12 protein-coding genes and 1 riboswitch are annotated in these 16,394 nt (G+C 72.4%); of the genes, 5 read left to right on the forward strand and 7 right to left on the reverse strand.

Annotated features, from left to right (window positions below; all coding sequences use genetic code 11):
• The first annotated feature begins 81 nt into the window (after positions 1-81).
• Positions 82-1,686, forward strand: coding sequence for a M23 family metallopeptidase (locus GR130_RS35335; RefSeq protein WP_159508476.1), 1,605 nt, complete (start codon positions 82-84; stop codon positions 1,684-1,686).
• A gap of 30 nt (positions 1,687-1,716) precedes the next feature.
• On the opposite strand, the gene pcrA is transcribed toward GR130_RS35335, so the two are convergent.
• Positions 1,717-4,218: a DNA helicase PcrA gene (gene pcrA, locus GR130_RS35340; RefSeq protein WP_159508477.1), complete on the reverse strand. Its 2,502-nt coding sequence runs from the start codon at positions 4,216-4,218 to the stop codon at positions 1,717-1,719.
• 349 nt (positions 4,219-4,567) lie between these two features.
• Positions 4,568-4,737: riboswitch (cyclic di-AMP (ydaO/yuaA leader) on the forward strand.
• Positions 4,738-4,745: 8 nt separating this feature from the next.
• On the opposite strand from pcrA, the gene GR130_RS35345 reads away from it, so the two are divergent.
• Entirely contained in the window at positions 4,746-5,870 is a 1,125-nt protein-coding gene (locus GR130_RS35345) for a C40 family peptidase (RefSeq protein WP_159508478.1), read from the forward strand.
• A 165-nt stretch (positions 5,871-6,035) separates the two neighbouring features.
• On the opposite strand, the gene GR130_RS35350 is transcribed toward GR130_RS35345, so the two are convergent.
• Positions 6,036-6,389, reverse strand: a complete 354-nt coding sequence (locus GR130_RS35350; RefSeq protein ID WP_159508479.1) for a hypothetical protein — start codon at positions 6,387-6,389, stop codon at positions 6,036-6,038.
• Positions 6,390-6,735: 346 nt separating this feature from the next.
• Between GR130_RS35350 and GR130_RS35355 the strand changes: the two genes are divergently transcribed.
• The gene (locus GR130_RS35355; RefSeq protein WP_159508480.1) at positions 6,736-7,677 is read left to right on the forward strand and encodes a C40 family peptidase; all 942 of its coding nucleotides are present in this window, start codon (positions 6,736-6,738) and stop codon (positions 7,675-7,677) included.
• Positions 7,678-7,848: 171 nt separating this feature from the next.
• Here the strand turns inward: GR130_RS35355 and GR130_RS35360 are convergent, their stop codons facing one another.
• The 4 genes from GR130_RS35360 to GR130_RS35375 form a co-directional block, all read right to left on the reverse strand.
• On the reverse strand, positions 7,849-8,973 hold the full coding sequence (locus GR130_RS35360) for an alpha/beta hydrolase (RefSeq protein WP_159508481.1): 1,125 nt from the start codon (positions 8,971-8,973) through the stop codon (positions 7,849-7,851).
• Positions 8,974-9,190: 217 nt separating this feature from the next.
• A complete protein-coding gene (locus GR130_RS35365; RefSeq protein ID WP_159508482.1) occupies positions 9,191-9,904 on the reverse strand; it encodes a LuxR C-terminal-related transcriptional regulator in 714 nt (237 codons plus the stop codon).
• A gap of 110 nt (positions 9,905-10,014) precedes the next feature.
• On the reverse strand, positions 10,015-11,340 hold the full coding sequence (locus GR130_RS35370) for an ATP-binding protein (protein WP_159508483.1): 1,326 nt from the start codon (positions 11,338-11,340) through the stop codon (positions 10,015-10,017).
• Between the two features lie 91 nt (positions 11,341-11,431).
• Entirely contained in the window at positions 11,432-13,231 is a 1,800-nt protein-coding gene (locus GR130_RS35375) for a serine/threonine-protein kinase (RefSeq protein ID WP_236574062.1), read from the reverse strand.
• A gap of 407 nt (positions 13,232-13,638) precedes the next feature.
• On the opposite strand from GR130_RS35375, the gene GR130_RS35380 reads away from it, so the two are divergent.
• Positions 13,639-15,090, forward strand: a complete 1,452-nt coding sequence (locus tag GR130_RS35380; protein WP_159508485.1) for a PspC domain-containing protein — start codon at positions 13,639-13,641, stop codon at positions 15,088-15,090.
• The gene (locus GR130_RS35385; protein ID WP_159508486.1) at positions 15,087-15,308 is read left to right on the forward strand and encodes a hypothetical protein; all 222 of its coding nucleotides are present in this window, start codon (positions 15,087-15,089) and stop codon (positions 15,306-15,308) included. The genes GR130_RS35380 and GR130_RS35385 overlap by 4 nt, the downstream gene beginning before the upstream one ends.
• 420 nt (positions 15,309-15,728) lie before the next feature.
• Here the strand turns inward: GR130_RS35385 and GR130_RS35390 are convergent, their stop codons facing one another.
• On the reverse strand, positions 15,729-16,268 hold the full coding sequence (locus tag GR130_RS35390; protein ID WP_159508487.1) for a TQO small subunit DoxD: 540 nt from the start codon (positions 16,266-16,268) through the stop codon (positions 15,729-15,731).
• Positions 16,269-16,394: the final 126 nt, after the last annotated feature.

Below are 16,394 nucleotides of genomic sequence, written 5' to 3' on the forward strand. Positions count from 1 at the left end.
GTCCCGGAAGATTGTCGCCGTCGCGTACCGCCGGGTACAGTCGCCGCTAATTCTCCTGCAGCCGAGGCGAAAGAGAAGTTGGTGGACGACCGTCACCCATCAGGGGCTCAGCTTCACACCGCCCCTGCCTCCGATGCCTCCTATGCACAGCCCCCGGCATACGGCGACGGTGACGCCCTCTTCGGCTCGCTCCCCGGCTCGTACGACCAGGGCGGCTACGGCACCGGCGGCTACCCGCCCGACGGCCGGGCCACCGCCGCGTACGGCACCGGAAGTTACGCCACCGCCACCTACGACACCGGCGGCTACGGCACCGCCGGCTACGACCCCTACGCCCACACCGCCTACGACACCGGCGCCTACGCGACCACGGCCTACGAGCACACCGGCGGTTACGACAGCTACGAGAGCGCCGCCTACGCCGGCGGCTACCCCGGCGGGGCGACGTACGACACCGGGAGCTACCCCACCGGCACGTACGACAACGACACGTACGACAACGGCAGTTACGCCTCCACCGGGTACGACACCGGCGCCTACGCCACCACCGGCTACGACACCGCCACCGCCCTCCAGGATCCCGGCGGCCACGAGGCCACCGCCGTCTGGTCCACCGCGGACTACGCTCCCGGCATCCCCGCGCAGGCCGGCCCGCCGGCGGCCGACACGGTCCAGTGGGACGCCGCGTCCTGGCGCGACACCGGCGCATACGGCACCGCCGAGAGCCACCAACAGGGCGCCGAGCGGTACGAGTACGAGACTCCGGAGGAGGCCGCGCCCCCGCAGGCCGCCCCGGACACCGAGCCCGCCGCCGAGCCCGGAACCCCCGGTGATCCGGCGTCCATCGCCGATGCGATGACCCAGGCGATGCCCGTCGCCGCCCCGGCCCCGGCCGCCGGTTCCCGGCGCGTCAGCGGCCCCGAGCCGGGCAAGGCGGTCCGCGGCGGCGGCCGTGGGCGGCGGCGCCCGGCGAAGCGTTCGGCGCTGCTGACCGTCGCGGTGCCCTCGGTCGCCGCGATGGGTGTCTGTGCGGCTGCCGCCGCCTCCGTCGGCCAGTTCGGCGGGGACGGCAAGGACAACTCGACCACGCAGGCCGCGGCGGACACCGCATCCGTCAAGGCTTCCCCGGCCAACAAGAAGCTGGACTCCCAGCTCGCCGGACTCAACGCCGGCGCCCAGGACTTCCGCGAACGGGCCAGCCGCACGCAGGAGCGCCTCGACCTCAAGGAGCGGCAGGCACAGGAGCGCAAGCGCAAGGCGGAGGAGGCCGCCGCCAAGGAGGCGGCACGCCCCAAGTTCGTGCTGCCGGTCACCCAGCACGGACTGAGCGCGCTCTTCGGCCAGGCCGGGGTGAACTGGATGTCCGTGCACACCGGTATCGACTTCCCGGTCAGCTACGGCACCCCGGTCATGTCCGCCACCGACGGCACCGTACGCACCCAGTGGAACTCCGCCTACGGCAACATGGCGATCGTGACCGCGCCCGACGGGACCGAGACGTGGTACTGCCATCTGAGCAGCACCAAGGTCCGCTCCGGATCGGTCAAGGCCGGTGACCAGATCGCATATTCCGGCAACTCGGGCAATTCCACCGGTCCGCATCTGCACTTCGAGGTGCGCCCCGATGGCGGCGCGGCCGTCGATCCGATCCCGTGGCTGCGGAGCCACGACCTCAACCCGTACTGAGGCCGCGGCTCTTGACGTCGCCCGCGGGCGCTACAACTTCTCGACCGGCGCGTACCGCAGCAGCAGCCGCTTCGGCTTCTCGCCGCCGAAGTCGATCGTCGCCTCGGCGTTGTCGCCGCTGCCCTTGACGCCGACGACCGTGCCGAGTCCGAAGCTGTCGTGGGTGACGCGGTCGCCGACGGCCAGCGAGACCACCTGGCGGTCCTTGGCGCGCCGGGTGGCGAAACCGCTCGGCCCCTTGGAGCGCGCGGACGACAGCGAGGAGCCGACGCCGCCGAAGCCGCCGCCGGACGAGAGGCCGCCCATCGAGGCGGACGGTGTCGCCGGGCCGGAGCCCAGAGGAGACAGCCGCCGCCACTCCACATAGTCGTCCGGGATCTCCTCCAGGAAGCGCGAGGCCGGGTTGTACGAGGGCTGGCCCCAGGCGCTGCGCATCGTCGAGCGGGTGACGTAGAGCCGCTCGCGGGCGCGCGTGATGCCGACGTACGCCAGCCGGCGCTCCTCCTCCAGCTCCTTGGTCTGGCCCAGCGAGCGCATGTGCGGGAAGACGCCGTCCTCCATGCCGGTCAGGAAGACGACCGGGAACTCCAGGCCCTTGGCGGTGTGCAGTGTCATGAGGGTGATGACACCGGCGCCTTCCTCGTCCTCGTCCGGGATCTGGTCGGAGTCGGCGACCAGCGCGACCTGCTCCAGGAACTCGGCGAGCGTCCCGGGGCCGGGGGTGCCGGCCTCCGGTTCCTCCTCCGCACCGCGGTCCTGCTCGAACTCCAGGGCCACGGAGGCGAGTTCCTGGAGGTTCTCGATCCGGGTCTCGTCCTGGGGGTCGGTGGACGCCTGGAGTTCGGCCAGATAGCCCGTGCGCTCCAGGACCGCCTCCAGGATCGTGGCGGGGCCGGCCCCGGACTCCACGATCGTGCGCAGCTCCTCCATCAGGACGTTGAACCGCTTGACGGCGTTGGCGGAGCGGGCGGCCATCCCGTACGCCTCGTCGACGCGGCGCAGCGCCTGCGGGAAGGTGATCTTCTCGCGCGCGGAGAGGGCGTCGATCATGGCCTCGGCGCGCTCGCCGATGCCGCGCTTGGGGACGTTGAGGATCCGGCGCAGCGGGACGGTGTCCTCGGGGTTGGCGAGCACCCGGAGGTAGGCGAGGATGTCGCGCACCTCTTTGCGCTCGTAGAAGCGCACGCCGCCGACGACCTTGTAGGGCAGCCCGACCCGGATGAAGATCTCCTCGAAGACCCGGGACTGGGCGTTGGTGCGGTAGAAGACCGCGACGTCGCCGGCCTTGGCGTCGCCGGCGTCGGTGAGCCGGTCGATCTCGTCGGCGACGAACTGGGCCTCGTCGTGCTCGGTGTCGGCGACATAGCCGGTGATCTTGGCTCCGGCGCCGGCGTCCGTCCAGAGGTTCTTGGGGCGGCGGTTCTCGTTGCGCTCGATGACGGCGTTGGCGGCCGAGAGGATCGTCTGGGAGGAGCGGTAGTTCTGCTCCAGCAGGATCGTGGTCGCGTCGGGATAGTCCTCCTCGAACTGGAGGATGTTGCGGATCGTGGCGCCGCGGAAGGCGTAGATCGACTGGTCGGCGTCGCCGACCACGCACAGCTCGGCGGCGGGCGTCTCGGGCGTGCCCGGGCCGACCAGCTCGCGGACGAGGGTGTACTGGGCGTGGTTGGTGTCCTGGTACTCGTCGACGAGGACGTGGCGGAAGCGGCGGCGGTAGTGCTCGGCGACGTCCGGGAACGCCTGGAGGAGGTTGACCGTCGTCATGATGATGTCGTCGAAGTCCAGGGCGTTGGCCTCGCGGAGCCGCGCCTGGTACATCGCGTACGCCTCGGCCAGGGTCTTCTCGAAACCGTCGGCGGCCGTCCCCGCGAAGCTCTCCTCGTCGATGAGCTCGTTCTTGAGGTTGGAGATCTTCGCGCTGAAGGACTTGGGCGGGAAGCGCTTGGGATCCAGATCCAGATCGCGGCAGACCAGGGCCATCAGGCGCTTGGAGTCGGCCGCGTCGTAGATCGAGAAGGACGACGTGAAGCCGAGCTTCTTGGACTCGCGGCGCAGGATCCGGACGCAGGCGCTGTGGAAGGTGGAGACCCACATGGCGTTGGCTCGCGGGCCGACCAGGTCCGCCACGCGCTCCTTCATCTCGCCGGCTGCCTTGTTGGTGAAGGTGATCGCGAGGATCTGGCCGGGGTGGACGTGACGCTCGGCCAGCAGATGCGCGATGCGGTGGGTCAGCACCCGGGTCTTGCCGGAACCGGCGCCGGCGACGATCAGCAGCGGGCTGCCGGTGTGCGCCACGGCCGCCTTCTGCTGGTCGTTGAGCCCCTCCAGGAGCGCCGCCGCGTCGAGGACCGGGCGGGCGGCGCCGTCGCGGTAGTGCGCCTCCCTGGGCGCGGGCGCGTCGAACCTGCCGCCGAAGAGGTCGGCGGGCATCTCCTCCGGGGCCGGGCCGTGCTCGTCCTCGGGGGGCGGCGGGGGCTCCTCGTCCGAGGGCCCGAGGTCCGCCAGGAAGCTGTCGTCAAAGAGGCTGCTCATCGCCCACCGAGTCTAGGCCGCCGCACTGACAAGCGGTTGCGGAGTGGCCGATTGCGGCGGGGAAGTGAGGCGCGGAGGTCCCGGCGGCGGCCCTGCGGGGCTCGTGCGGGGCTCGGCCCCGGTTCCTTCCGTACGCGGCGCGACCGTGCACCGTACCAGCCCTGGCTCGGAACGGGCCGCCCGTAGGCGACTTCCACCGCAAGGAAACCGGAGCCACGTTCAGGTCACGAAAAGGTTTCGGGCATATCGAACATCAGCCTTCACAGGAGCCACACCGGTTGGCTACCGTCTCGCTCGGGCAGCCCGCCCTCCCCGCGAACGACAGCGTCCGCACGGGCCGCCCCCGCCGAGTCCGGCCCTGCCACCAGGCACCCGGAGCCGGGGACCCACCAGCACCACCGGGGTGAATCGATCGGTACGGCCGTCGCCAGGCGGACGTACGGACCGTAGGGCAAGCCTTCCGTCAGCGCCACCGCCCGAACCCGACAGCTAACCCGGTAGGCGGTCCACGGAAGGAGTCGCCGGCCTTGGCGTCGCATCGCAAGCCGCGAACCCACATACTCACCTCGCCCGGCAGCCGCCGCACGGCCGCCGGGCTCACCACCGCCGCCCTCGCCTCGGTGACCCTGCTCTCGCAGACCGCCAACGCGGCCCCCACGTCACCGAAGCCGTCCATCGAGGACGTCAAGCAGAAGGTCGACGGCCTCTACCAGCAGGCGGAGGTCGCCACCCAGAAGTACAACGCCGCCAAGGAGAAGGCGGACAGCCAGCAGCGGACCGTGAACCGCCTGCTCGACGAGGCCGCCAAGCGCGCGGAGAAGATGAACCAGTCCCGGCGCGAGCTGGGCACCTTCGCCTCGGCCCAGTACCAGACGGGCGGCATGAACCCGACGGCGCAGCTGATGCTCGCCAAGGACCCGCAGCAGTTCGTCGACCGCAACCACCTCATGGAGCGGCTGACCGGCCGGCAGAAGCAGACCGTCACCGCCTACGAGCAGGAGGCCGCGTCGGCGGCACGGCAGCGGGCCGAGGCGACCCGCAGCCTGGAGAGCCTCCAGCAGTCCCAGGAGTCCCTCAAGGAGAGCAAGCAGTCCGTGCAGGCCAAACTGGCCGAGGCCCGGCAGCTGCTGTCCCGGCTGACCGCCCAGGAGAAGGCGCGGCTGGCGGAACTGGAGCGCCAGAAGGAGCAGGAGGCCCAGCGCAAGGCCGCGGAACTGGCGCGCCAGCAGGCCCAGCAGCAGCGCCAGCAGCCCAGCGGCGGCGGTTCGAGCACCGGCTCGGGCTCGTCCGGCAGCAGCTCCTCCAGCAAGGCCGCGGAGGCGCTTGCTTTCGCCCGCGCCCAGATAGGCAAGCCGTACGTGTGGGGCGCCACCGGACCGAGCTCCTACGACTGCTCGGGCCTGACGCAGGCCGCTTACCGGGCCGCCGGAGTCGATCTGCCGCGGACGACCTGGGACCAGGTCAATGCCGGCACCCGGGTCTCCACCAGCGACCTCCAGCCCGGTGACCTGGTGTTCTTCTTCAGCGACATCAGCCACGTCGGGATGTACATCGGCAACGGCCAGATGATCCACGCCCCGCACCCGGGCGCCAGCGTCCGCGTCGAGTCGATCTACTACATGCCGATCTACGGAAGCGTCCGGCTCAGCTGACCGGCCCGCACTCCCCCTCCTCCCCCCACACGCCACCGCGCGGCCATCCTCCGCCTCCGGGTACGGAGCGGGATGACCGCGCGGTGAGTCGTCTCTGCGGCGGGGGCCTCAGCTGGTCCTCCGGGGCTCGGCTCCGGAGGACCGCGATGGCTCAGGTCCAGGGACTCAGGTCCAGAGGACCGCGATGAAGATGTTGAGCATCGTGAGCCCGCCGACCGCGCCGAAGAGCGGCTTGGCGATCTTCTCCTCGTCCCGCTTGACGTAGACCAGCGCCAGGATCACCACCAGGACGGCCATCTTGATGCCGATCTTGATGTTGTTGACCGGATGATCCTGCATCTGGTTCAGGCCGACCAGCGCGACGCCGGTGACCAGCATCGTCAGCGCGCCGTGCAGCATGCCCGGCACGAAGCGGGCGGTGCCCGCGCCCATCGCCTTCATCTGGGTCAGGAAACCGCCGAGCAGGGCGGCGATACCGATGATGTGCAGGGCGACGAAGATATTGATTACTACGTCCATAGTGGTGGATCGTAGCCGCCCCCTAGCACGGCCTTTCCGGCAGGGCGCCCGCAATCACCGCATCGGTCACCGCAGGCCGCTCCCGGCCGCCCGGCGCCGGAACCCCGGTCACCCCCGCACACTCAAGAGTCGGAAACGAACAATGCCGGGCAACCCGGCGCCCACCCGTGACGTGCGCGCTTAGCGTCCTCTCGCAGGCAACCGCCGGCGCACCGCCCGTCGTCGCTCACGGCTCATCGATGACGGCCCTGGTCGCCGTCACGGCTCCGGTCGCCGTCACGGTCGCCCCCCTGACACGTCCGTTCCCCGAGGGAAGGAAGTGACGGCCCCCGTGGCGTCGCACCGCATGACCCGAGTCCGCACCGCCGCCCCGCCGGCCGTCACGGACACCGCCCTCACGGACACCGTTGTCACCGCCCTCGACGGCCCCGATGGGGCCGAGGCCGGCACCACGGCCGCCACCCGGCACCGCACGGGAGCGGCCCCGGCCGCACAGCCGCCGACCGTACGGCCGCCGCTGTCCGCGGACCCGCAACGCTGCCTGGACGGCGCCACGGTCCTGGAGCGTACGGGCAGCCACCAGGCGACCGCGGTGACCGGTCACGCGCACCGGCTCGGCAGCGTCCGCCGGCTCCACCGCCGGGCCGGGACCAATCCGGAACACCGGGAAGAGCCCGAGGCCACCACGGCACACCTGCCAAAGACCGGGGCGGCCGGGGACCGCCTGCCGGAGACCGGAGCCATCGCCGGCAATCACCTGCCGCAGGCCGGGACCGCCAGGGGGCACCTGCCGGAGACCGGGACCACCAAGGGGCACCTGTCGGGGGCCGGAACCGCGCTCGTAGGCCAACGGAGCGCCACCGTCCAGACGTTGGGGACCGCCGAGGACCCGCGCGGCCACCCGGGCCCGGAACAGCGGCGACGAGCGACCACCCCCGACCCGCGTGCCGCCCGTGCCGTCGCCTTCGCCTATGCCGCGCTCGGCAAGCCCTATGCATGGGGCGCGACCGGGCCGTCCGCGTACGACTGCTCCGGGCTGGTCCAGGCCGCCTGGAAGTCCGGCGGTGTCACCCTGCCCCGCACCACCTACACCCAGATCAACGCGGGCCCCCGCGTCGACCGGCCCCAACTCGCCCCCGGTGACCTGGTCTTCTTCCACTCCGGCATCAGCCACGTCGGGATCTACGTCGGCGACGGCAAGATGATCCACGCCCCGCACCCGGGAGCACCGGTGCGCATCGCTCCGATCGACCGGCTGCCGTTCGCCGGAGCGACCCGCCCGGCCTAGGGTCCGTCCGACCGCCCGCAGGCACCTTACAGAACACCTCCCCCACGCCCGCCTCCCCAAGGCCCCTCCTCCGGGCCCCGGAACACGCGAAGGGCCTGTCCGCCGAATCCGGCGGACAGGCCCTTCGTCACACTCGCTTCCCGGGCTCGCGGACGCTTGCCCCGCAGGCGGTCAGGCCCGCAGGAACAGCCCGAACCAGCGGAAGATCTCCGGCACTTGGCGCTTCCACACCGGCACGGTGTGGCCGCCGGCACTCGCCGGAATCATCTGGACGTTCACCGTCGTCGGCTGCTTCGCGATCTGCTTGAGACCCATGCCGGCCGAGTAGCCGTCGGCCGCCGCACCGGAGATGTACAGCGCCGTACGGGGCGGCTTCCCGGCATCGTTGGCGGCCTTGAGGATGTGCATCGGGTTGGTCTCGGCGCGCAGCTTCGGGTCCTTGCCGGCGAGCGAGTCCGGCTCGATGGCCGGGTCGTTGTAGCCGGACATGGCGACCGCGGCGCGGAAGCGGTCCGGGTGGGCCAGCGCGAGCTTGGCGGAGCAGTGCGCACCGGCCGAGTAGCCGGCCAGGCCCCAGGCGTCCGGCTTGTCGCCGGCCCGGAAGTTGTCGATGATCATCTGGCGGACGTCGACGGTCAGCCAGCTGTCGGCGTTGACCTTGCCCGGGATGTTGACGCAGCCGCTGTCGGCGTTGGGCAGCACGTTGGTACGCGGCGACACCAGGATGAACGGCTTGACGGCACCGCTCTGCATCAGCGGCGTGAGCTGCTGGGCCACCTTCAGCGACCCCAGCCAGGACTTCGAGGACCCGGGGTAGCCGGGCAGCAGCTCGACCACCGGGAACTTCTTGTCCTTGTACGCGGGGTCGTTGTACTGCGGCGGCAGCCAGACGTAGACCTCGCCGTTGACGCCCGAGATCTGGCCCTTGAGGTCGGTCATCTGGACGTTGGGGCCCACCACCGGGTCGTCGGCCGGCCGGAACTGCTGGTGGACCTTGGGCTGGTCGTGGAGGTTCTTGCCACCCAGGCCGTCCGGGCCGAGGTTACGGGCCGCGTCGATGTGGTTGCCGGTGCCGAGCAGGTCGCCCCAGTTGTCGTAGAGGTTGTTGGCGTTGTTGACCAGGAGGAAGACCACCGTGATGGCGGTGACCTGCGCGAACAGCAGCATCAGCAGCCGCGCGATCCCTCTCACCACGGGCGGTCCGGCCACGCGGCCCCACACCGCGAACGGCAGGACGAAGGCGACGATCAGCAGCAGGAGCGCGAAGAGAAAGAAGGGAGTGCCCGTCAGGCTCATCGGGATCTCGTTTCCAGGACGTAAACACGAAGGACGTGGGCGTGGGTTCCGGCCCTGCCTTCGGGCAGCGAGCCTCTCCGCGCCCTTAGATGGGAATCCGCGCAAGCCTGGTTGCGTGACTTTAGTCCTTCTTTACGTGCCCCTTCCGTCACAGTCGCCCGTCCGGCACCGGGCGTTCGCCCGTCACCGCATCCCCACTTCCGCGCGGAACCGCAGGTCAGACCAGGCGTCGCGCCGCCGCCCAGCGTGTCAGCTCATGCCGGTTGGAAAGCTGGAGCTTGCGCAACACGGCCGAGACATGTGACTCAACCGTCTTCACGGAGATGAACAGCTGCTTGGCGATCTCCTTGTACGCGTATCCGCGCGCTATCAGCCGCAGCACCTCGCGCTCGCGCTGCGTGAGGCGGTCCATGTCCTCGTCGACCGGCGGGGCGTCCGTCGAGGCGAACGCGTCCAGCACGAAGCCGGCCAGCCGCGGCGAGAAGACCGCGTCCCCGTCGGCGACCCGGAAGACCGCGTTGACCAGGTCCGTGCCGGTGATGGTCTTGGTGACATAGCCGCGGGCGCCGCCGCGGATGACCCCGATGACGTCCTCGGCCGCGTCCGAGACCGACAGCGCCAGGAACCGGACCGGCCGCTCGGCGTCCGCCATCATCGCGGCGCTGCGGCGCAGCACCTCGACACCGCCGCCACCGGGGAGGTGCACGTCCAGGAGGACGACCTCGGGCCGGGTGGCGGTGATGACCGTGATCGCCTGGTCGACGTCGGCGGCCTCGCCGACCACCTCGACGCGGGTCCGCTCGGTCTGGCCGATCTCGGCCTGGACGCCCGTACGGAACATCCGGTGGTCGTCGACCAGCACGACCCGCACGGTGCGGTCCCCGCCCGCGCCGCTCCCGGTCCCGCCCTGCTGTGCCTCGTCGCTGCTCATCTCGTCCGTCCGCCCTTCGCTGTCTGCCCCGTCATGATCCCCTGCCCCGGCCCCCGCTGTCGCCGCGGGCCCACTGCCGCGGCCCGCCCCACCGACGGCCGCCGCCCCGCTCACTCCGTGTGTCTCTCCGCGCCCGTGCGGCGCTCGGCGCGCTCTTCGGCGCGCTCCATCTCCAGCTCGACGACCGTGCCGCCATCGGGGGCCGAGCGCAGCCGGGCCGTGCCGCCGTTGCGCTCCATCCGGCCGATGATGGATTCCCGTACGCCCATCCGGTCCCCGGGGACCGCGTCCAGATCGAAGCCGGGGCCGCGGTCGCGCACCGAGACGAAGACCGTCCGGCCCTCCACCTCGGCGAACACCTGCACCGCACCGCCCTCGCCACCGTACTTGGCGGCATTGACCATCGCTTCGCGCGCGGCCTGCATCTGGGCGCCAAGCGGCTCGTCCAGCGGGCAGTCGCCGACGATCACGACCTCGATGGGGACGCCGTGGTGGTCCTCGACCTCGGCGGCGGACGCGCGAACCGCCTCCGCCAGCGTCGCCGGCTCCTCGTCCTCGTCCTTGCCGCGGCCCTCGGGCTTGTAGAGCCAGGCGCGCAGTTCGCGCTCCTGGGCACGGGCCAGCCGCGCCACTTCCCTGGGGTCGTCGGCGTTGCGCTGGATCAGGGTGAGGGTGTGCAGCACGGAGTCATGGACGTGCGCGGCCACCTCGGCGCGCTCCTGGGCACGGATGCGCATCAGCCGCTCCTCCGAGAGGTCCTGCGTGATCCGCACCAGATAGGGGCCTGCCAGCAGGGCGATGCCGACGACGACGGCGAGCGCGGCCTGCAGCACCGAGCCCAGGTTCTGCACGGAACCCTGGAGCACGACGATGCCGGTCACGCCGACGCCGACGAGCAGCACGCCGGCCGCGCCGCGCAGCACCGGGAACAGGGCCTTGCGGCGGCCGAGTTCCAGCCACTGGGCGCGGCGGGAGTTGTCCGCCTGGCGCCAGACGAGCGCGACGCCGGCGCCGATCAGCAGCACCGGCCAGAGATAGCCGTTGGCCCGGCCCAGCTGGAACCTGGACGCCACGAACGAGGCGCCCACCAGCAGCGCGATCAGCGCGAGGACCTGGCTCCTGTCCGGGCGGCGGCCCAGGATCCGCCGCTTCTCCTCACCCGGCGCGGGCTGCCGGGTCTCGACACCGCCGACGCCCAGCGGCACGAAGAACCAGAACGCGGCATAGAGCAGGGCCCCCATGCCGTCGGCCATGAAGAGCGCGAGGAAGACGACCCGCACCCAGGAGACCGGGAGGCCGAGGTGCCCCGCGAGGCCGCGCGCGACACCGCCGAGCAGCCGCCCGTCGGCGCTGCGGTAGAGCTTGCGCACGGGCGGGTCGTCGGGGTCCGGTGCCGGGGCGTAGATCGTCTCGGCGCGGGGTGGCGCTGTGGTCATGTCCCAGATCGTCACACGCCGGCGGGCCGGAGACATCAGGGTCGACCCTGAACCCGTCCCTGACCTTCCTCAGGGAACCCCTGCCTCCGGCTCAGCCCGACTCCGCGGTCCTCCGGAATCCGTCCTTCACGTTCGAGAAGACCGCTTCGTACTTCGACCAGTTCGCGGACGGCGCGGACACGTAGATCGCGTACTCCTTCTTGCCCTCGCGGCCGAAGCCGAGGTCGATCCCCCGGTACTCGCGGGCCCGGCCCTGGATGGAGAACTCCCAGATGGCGGCGGGGTCGCCCTGGAAGACGGTGTCCTGGAGCCGCAGCCGCTTGTAGACGGAGTACTGGGTCTTGACGTCCGCCTCGACGTCCTTGAAGTGCTGCACCTGGTCCGCGGAGGAGAAGTCCAGGACGCTGACGGTGAGCTGCGCCAGCTCGGCTTTGTTGGTGTAGACGATCTGCCGACCGTCGTCCTGTACCTCCCGCGTCCAGCCGGACGGTACGGGGAAGGACACGCCGAGCGCCTTCTCGTCGGCCCGGCGGTAGCCCTTGGGGAGGGGCGGGGGCGGCCCGATGCTGCTCTTCGGCGCGCTCGGCAGTACGGGGGTGCGGGCGCCGGCCGACGCGTCTGACACACCGGAAGCACTGGACGCACCGGAGTCGCCACGGTGCGTCACGTACCAGGTCGCGCCCGCGCCGCCCCCGACGACCAGCACCCCGACGACGCTCCAGGCCACGGCCCGGCCGCGCCGCTTGCGGGGCGCCTGGCCGGAGCCGGTCACGTCCGTGCGGGCATCGGCGGGCGCTCCGCCGGCCGCGTCGCCGGGCAGCGCCACCCGTCCGGTCTCATCGGCGCCGACGGCCGTCCCGGCACCGGTCCCGCCACTGGCGGCCACCGCTGCGACGGCGCCCCCGCCCACGGCCGGCCCCGTATGGCCGCCGGTCGCGGAGCCCGCACCCGTGCCGGCATCCGCGGGCGCCCCGGTACCGGTGCCGCGCCCCGCGTCCTGGGCGGCGCCCGCCCCGCCCCTAGGGTCCACCGGCCGCGTGGGCGCCTCGGGCTGCTCGCCCCCGTCGGGACGCCCGCGGCCGACCGTCCCCAGGGCCAGCGTCGGCCAGCCGATCAGCGCGGTCTCCGCCTCGGCCTCGGCCGTCCGCAGTGCCTGCTCGACGACCGCGGCGGTCGGCCGCTCCGCCGGCTCCTTGGCGAGCAGCGCCTCGATCAGCGGCGCCAACTGCCCGGCGTTGCGCGGCGGCTCCAGCGGGTCGACGGCGATCGCGTACGCCGTCTCGACCGCGGTGTTCTTCCGGAACGGGGGCCGCCCCTCCACCGCCTGATAGAGCGTCGCCCCCAGGGCCCACAGGTCCGAAGCGGGGCCGGGGGTGCCGCCCTTGACGCGCTCGGGCGCCAGGTAGTCGATGGAGCCGACCAGTTCGCCGGTCTTGGTGAGCGTGGAGGTGCCGGTGGCGACGGCGATCCCGAAGTCGGTGAGGACGACCCGGCCGTCCTCACCGAGCAGTACGTTGCCCGGCTTGACGTCGCGGTGCAGCACACCGGCGGAGTGTGCGGCACGCAGCGCGGCGACCATGCCGCGGCCGATCCGGGCGGCCTCCCGCGGCGTGAGGAAGGCGTCGGACTGGGCGGCCTCCTTGATCGCGTCGCCCAGCGTCGTCGAGGGGACGTACTCCATGACGATGCACGGCAGCCCGGCGTCGTCGACGACGTCGTGCACGCCCACCACGTTGGGATGGTTGATCCGCGCCGCGGCCTGCGCCTCCCGGGTGGTGCGCTCGTGGCGGGTGGCGAGTTCGTCCGCGTCGAGTTGCGGCGACACATGAAGGCGCTTCACCGCGACCTGTCGCCCGAGGACTTCGTCCCGGGCCCGCCAGACGGTGCCCATACCGCCCCGGCCTATCCGTTCGACCAGGCGATACCGCCCGGCGACCAGTCGCCCCTCGTCCACCGACGCCGTCTCCGCCACCGCACGCCCCTCCGGAAACCCGTACGTATCCAGGGCGCAACGATAGTCTCCGACGTCGGCGAACAGCCCTCCGGCCACCGCGCGACCCGCCCTTTTTCCCGCCGGAACCGCGGCGGGTTCCCGTCCGGAGGCGCAGGGTGCGCGGTTCGTGGCGCACATGGGCACAGATCGCATGTGCGCGAGACGCGAGACCAACGTCGCCGCGCGTCCGGCGGGGCGGGCCCGCGCGCCCCGTGGGACGCGTCGGGGATCTGTCAGGGGATCTCAGGGATCAGCCAGGGTTTTCACCGATACCGCCGAGGCGCGGGCCTTGTCACCATGGCTCCATGAACGATGCACCCCCTGTCGCGGAGCCGGCGGCCTCCGACCCCGCCGGTCCCACCCCGCCGCCTGCCGGGCCGACCGCCACGCTGCGCCGCAGCAGGCGGCACAAGGTCGTCGCGGGTGTGTGCGCCGGGCTCGGCAGGCAGTGGGATCTCGATCCGGTCATCTTCCGCATCGTGCTCGCCGTGCTGTCCGTCGGCGGCCTCGGCCTGATCTTCTACGGCTTCGCCTGGCTGATCATCCCCCTCGACGGCGAGGAGGAGAACGAGGGCCGCAGGCTGCTCTCCGGCCGCGTCGAGGGCTCCGCGCTGACGGCGCTGCTGTTCGCGCTGGTCGGCTGCGCGCTGTTCCTGACCACCCTCGGCAAGGGCAGCATGATGTCCTTCGCCATCATGCTGACGCTGGCCGTGGCCGGTTCCGCCTACTGGTCGCGGCAGCGCCGCCGCGCGGAGGCCGAGGGCCTGGAGACCATGGACGCCGCCACGGCCCAGGCCGTCGCCGACGCCCCGCCGGAGACCCAGGCGCCCCCGGCGCCGAACACCCCGTCCTGGTGGCGCGATCCGCGCGGCCGGGAAGCGGCGGGCGGTGCGGGCTATCTCTGGGGACCGGACGACACCCGGCTCGACATCCGCTACGAGGCCGTGCACGGCGCGGCCACCGGCCCCCGGCCACACGGCAGTTGGACCGGCGCCGGGCGGCCCGCCCCGTGGACTCCCCCACCCGCCCCGGACTCCGCCGCCCCGCGCACGCCCGCGCGCGCCGGGCGCCCCATCGGCGGCTGGACGTTCCTGCTGGCGGCGCTTGCCGGCACCGGCGCCGCTCTCGCCGTCCACCAACACGCCGCGCTCGCCCCGTCCCTCCAGGCGGGCCTGGCCTGCGCGCTGGCCGTCTTCGGCCTGGGGCTGGTGCTCAGCGCCTGGCTGGGCCGTACGGGCGGCGGCACGGTCTTCATGGTGGTACTGACGGCGGCGCTGCTGGCGGGCGCGACGATGCTGCCCGCCAACATCACCACCGACTGGCGCGAGCGCGTCTGGGCCCCGGCCGAAGTCGCCGCCGTCCAGCCGCACTACGCCCTCGGCTCCGGGGACGGCCGCCTGGACCTCAGCCGGCTGCCCGTCGAGAACGGCGCCACGGTCCGCACCAGCGCGGAAGTGGGCGCCGGCCGCCTCCAGGTGACGCTCCCGCGAGGCGTCACCGCCACGCTCCACATCCGGCTCGGCGTCGGCGACACCCATCTGCCCGGCGACGGCCCCCATGACGTGCACTTCTCCGCGGGCGGCCCGCAGCGGACGATCACACTGCCCGCGGACGGCCTCAAGAAGGGTGAGAAGCCGCGCGGCGCGCTGGAGTTGACCCTCAAGGTCGGTGCCGGTCAGGTCGCCGTCGAGCAGGCCGTCCCCGGTGCCGCGCCCGCCCCCTCGTCGGCCCCGACCCCCCAGGGAGCCCCCCAGTGAAGCGCCACCCCTTCGAACCCGGCCGGCTGGTCTCCGGCGCCGCTGCCCTCGCCGTCGGCGCCGGCTACGGCCTCGACGCCCTCGGCGTCTGGCATGCGCCGGGCCTCTGGCTGTTCCTCGCCGTGCCGGCCGGGCTGGTGCTCTCCGGCGTCACCTCCGCCGTCTGGGCCACGGTCCGCCGCCATCGGCCGCAATCGCCACCGGGTGGGGTGTCGTGAGCCGGTTCTCGTGAGCCGGTTCGGTGTCGCTTGCCGCCGGGCGGGGGCGCGGCTCGCGCGGAAACCACAGGGACGCCGGCCGGGCCCCGGACCGTTGGCACCGTGGGTCGGAGCCACCGTCCGCCGGTCGGCGACGGCGCAGGGCCGGAGGGATGTACCGGAGTGCGCCCGCAGGACCTGGAGCGAACGCCGCGGCATTCCTCATCCACAGACCAGATGCGCCCGCGCCGTGGGGGCACTCCCCCAGCTACCGCTGGGGGGACCCCCACCCGGCCGAAGGCTGGGGGAGTACTCCCGTGCAGCCCTCCGGCCCCCACCCACCGGACCGCAACCGAGGCCACGCCAGCCCCCACCGGACGGGGCGGGCAAACGGCGTTGCGCGACCGTTGCCGCAGGGCGGTGGCCCCTGCGCAGGCCCACCTAGCCGTAAAGCTGTGCCCCGTGCCGGTTGCGGCGGTTGGTGAGCGCCGCGTCCAGGGAGAATCTCGGGGTGCCGGCCAGGATGAGCGGGGTCCAGGCCATCAGGTAGGCGAGGTCGTTGCCGTAGTAGTACGGGTGGGTCTGCCAGCTCACGGTGAGCCACAGGGTCAGCGAGATCAGCGCGCCGCCGAGTGCGGCCAGGCGCCCCAGCAGCCCGACGAGGACGCCGACGCCGACCAGTAGCTCACCACCGGCGATCGCATAGCCGACGGCCACGGGGCTCTTCTGGGCCAGCGCCACGAGCTGCGGCAGGGCGGCCGTGGAATGGACCTGCCGCAGCAGTGCGCCGAGCGATCCGGTGCCGCTCGCGGCCAGGAACGCCCGATCCGTCAGCTTGTCGAGCCCTGCGTAGAGGAAGGTCGCGCCCAGGAAGATCCGCAGCGGGAACAGCGCGTGGCGTGCCCACCACCCGCGCAGTCCGGCGCTGCCCACGTCCGCGCCTCCCAAGTCGGCACCGCGTGTGCGATTCGCGTGCACCATGACGTCCGCCTCTCCGTTGCCACCGGGAGGAGCCGATTGTGCCGTCGTCCGCACCGCATGGCGAGATGTGTACGTACAGATGCGCGACGAGATGTTCCCCGCGGAGCGGGTCGGGCGGCTGCCTGA

This window comes from Streptomyces sp. GS7 (assembly GCF_009834125.1).
Lineage (GTDB): Bacteria > Actinomycetota > Actinomycetes > Streptomycetales > Streptomycetaceae > Streptomyces.

Bases quoted from the DNA above. Each gene is read 5' to 3' on its own strand.
- pcrA (WP_159508477.1), bottom strand. From the start codon at position 4,218: ATGAGCAGCCTCTTTGACGACAGCTTCCTGGCGGACCTCGGGCCCTCG.
- GR130_RS35350 (WP_159508479.1), bottom strand. From the start codon at position 6,389: ATGGACGTAGTAATCAATATCTTCGTCGCCCTGCACATCATCGGTATC.
- GR130_RS35355 (WP_159508480.1), top strand. From the start codon at position 6,736: ATGACCCGAGTCCGCACCGCCGCCCCGCCGGCCGTCACGGACACCGCC.
- GR130_RS35360 (WP_159508481.1), bottom strand. From the start codon at position 8,973: ATGAGCCTGACGGGCACTCCCTTCTTTCTCTTCGCGCTCCTGCTGCTG.
- GR130_RS35365 (WP_159508482.1), bottom strand. From the start codon at position 9,904: ATGAGCAGCGACGAGGCACAGCAGGGCGGGACCGGGAGCGGCGCGGGC.
- GR130_RS35370 (WP_159508483.1), bottom strand. From the start codon at position 11,340: ATGACCACAGCGCCACCCCGCGCCGAGACGATCTACGCCCCGGCACCG.
- GR130_RS35375 (WP_236574062.1), bottom strand. From the start codon at position 13,231: ATGGGCACCGTCTGGCGGGCCCGGGACGAAGTCCTCGGGCGACAGGTC.
- GR130_RS35380 (WP_159508485.1), top strand. From the start codon at position 13,639: ATGAACGATGCACCCCCTGTCGCGGAGCCGGCGGCCTCCGACCCCGCC.
- GR130_RS35390 (WP_159508487.1), bottom strand. From the start codon at position 16,268: ATGGTGCACGCGAATCGCACACGCGGTGCCGACTTGGGAGGCGCGGAC.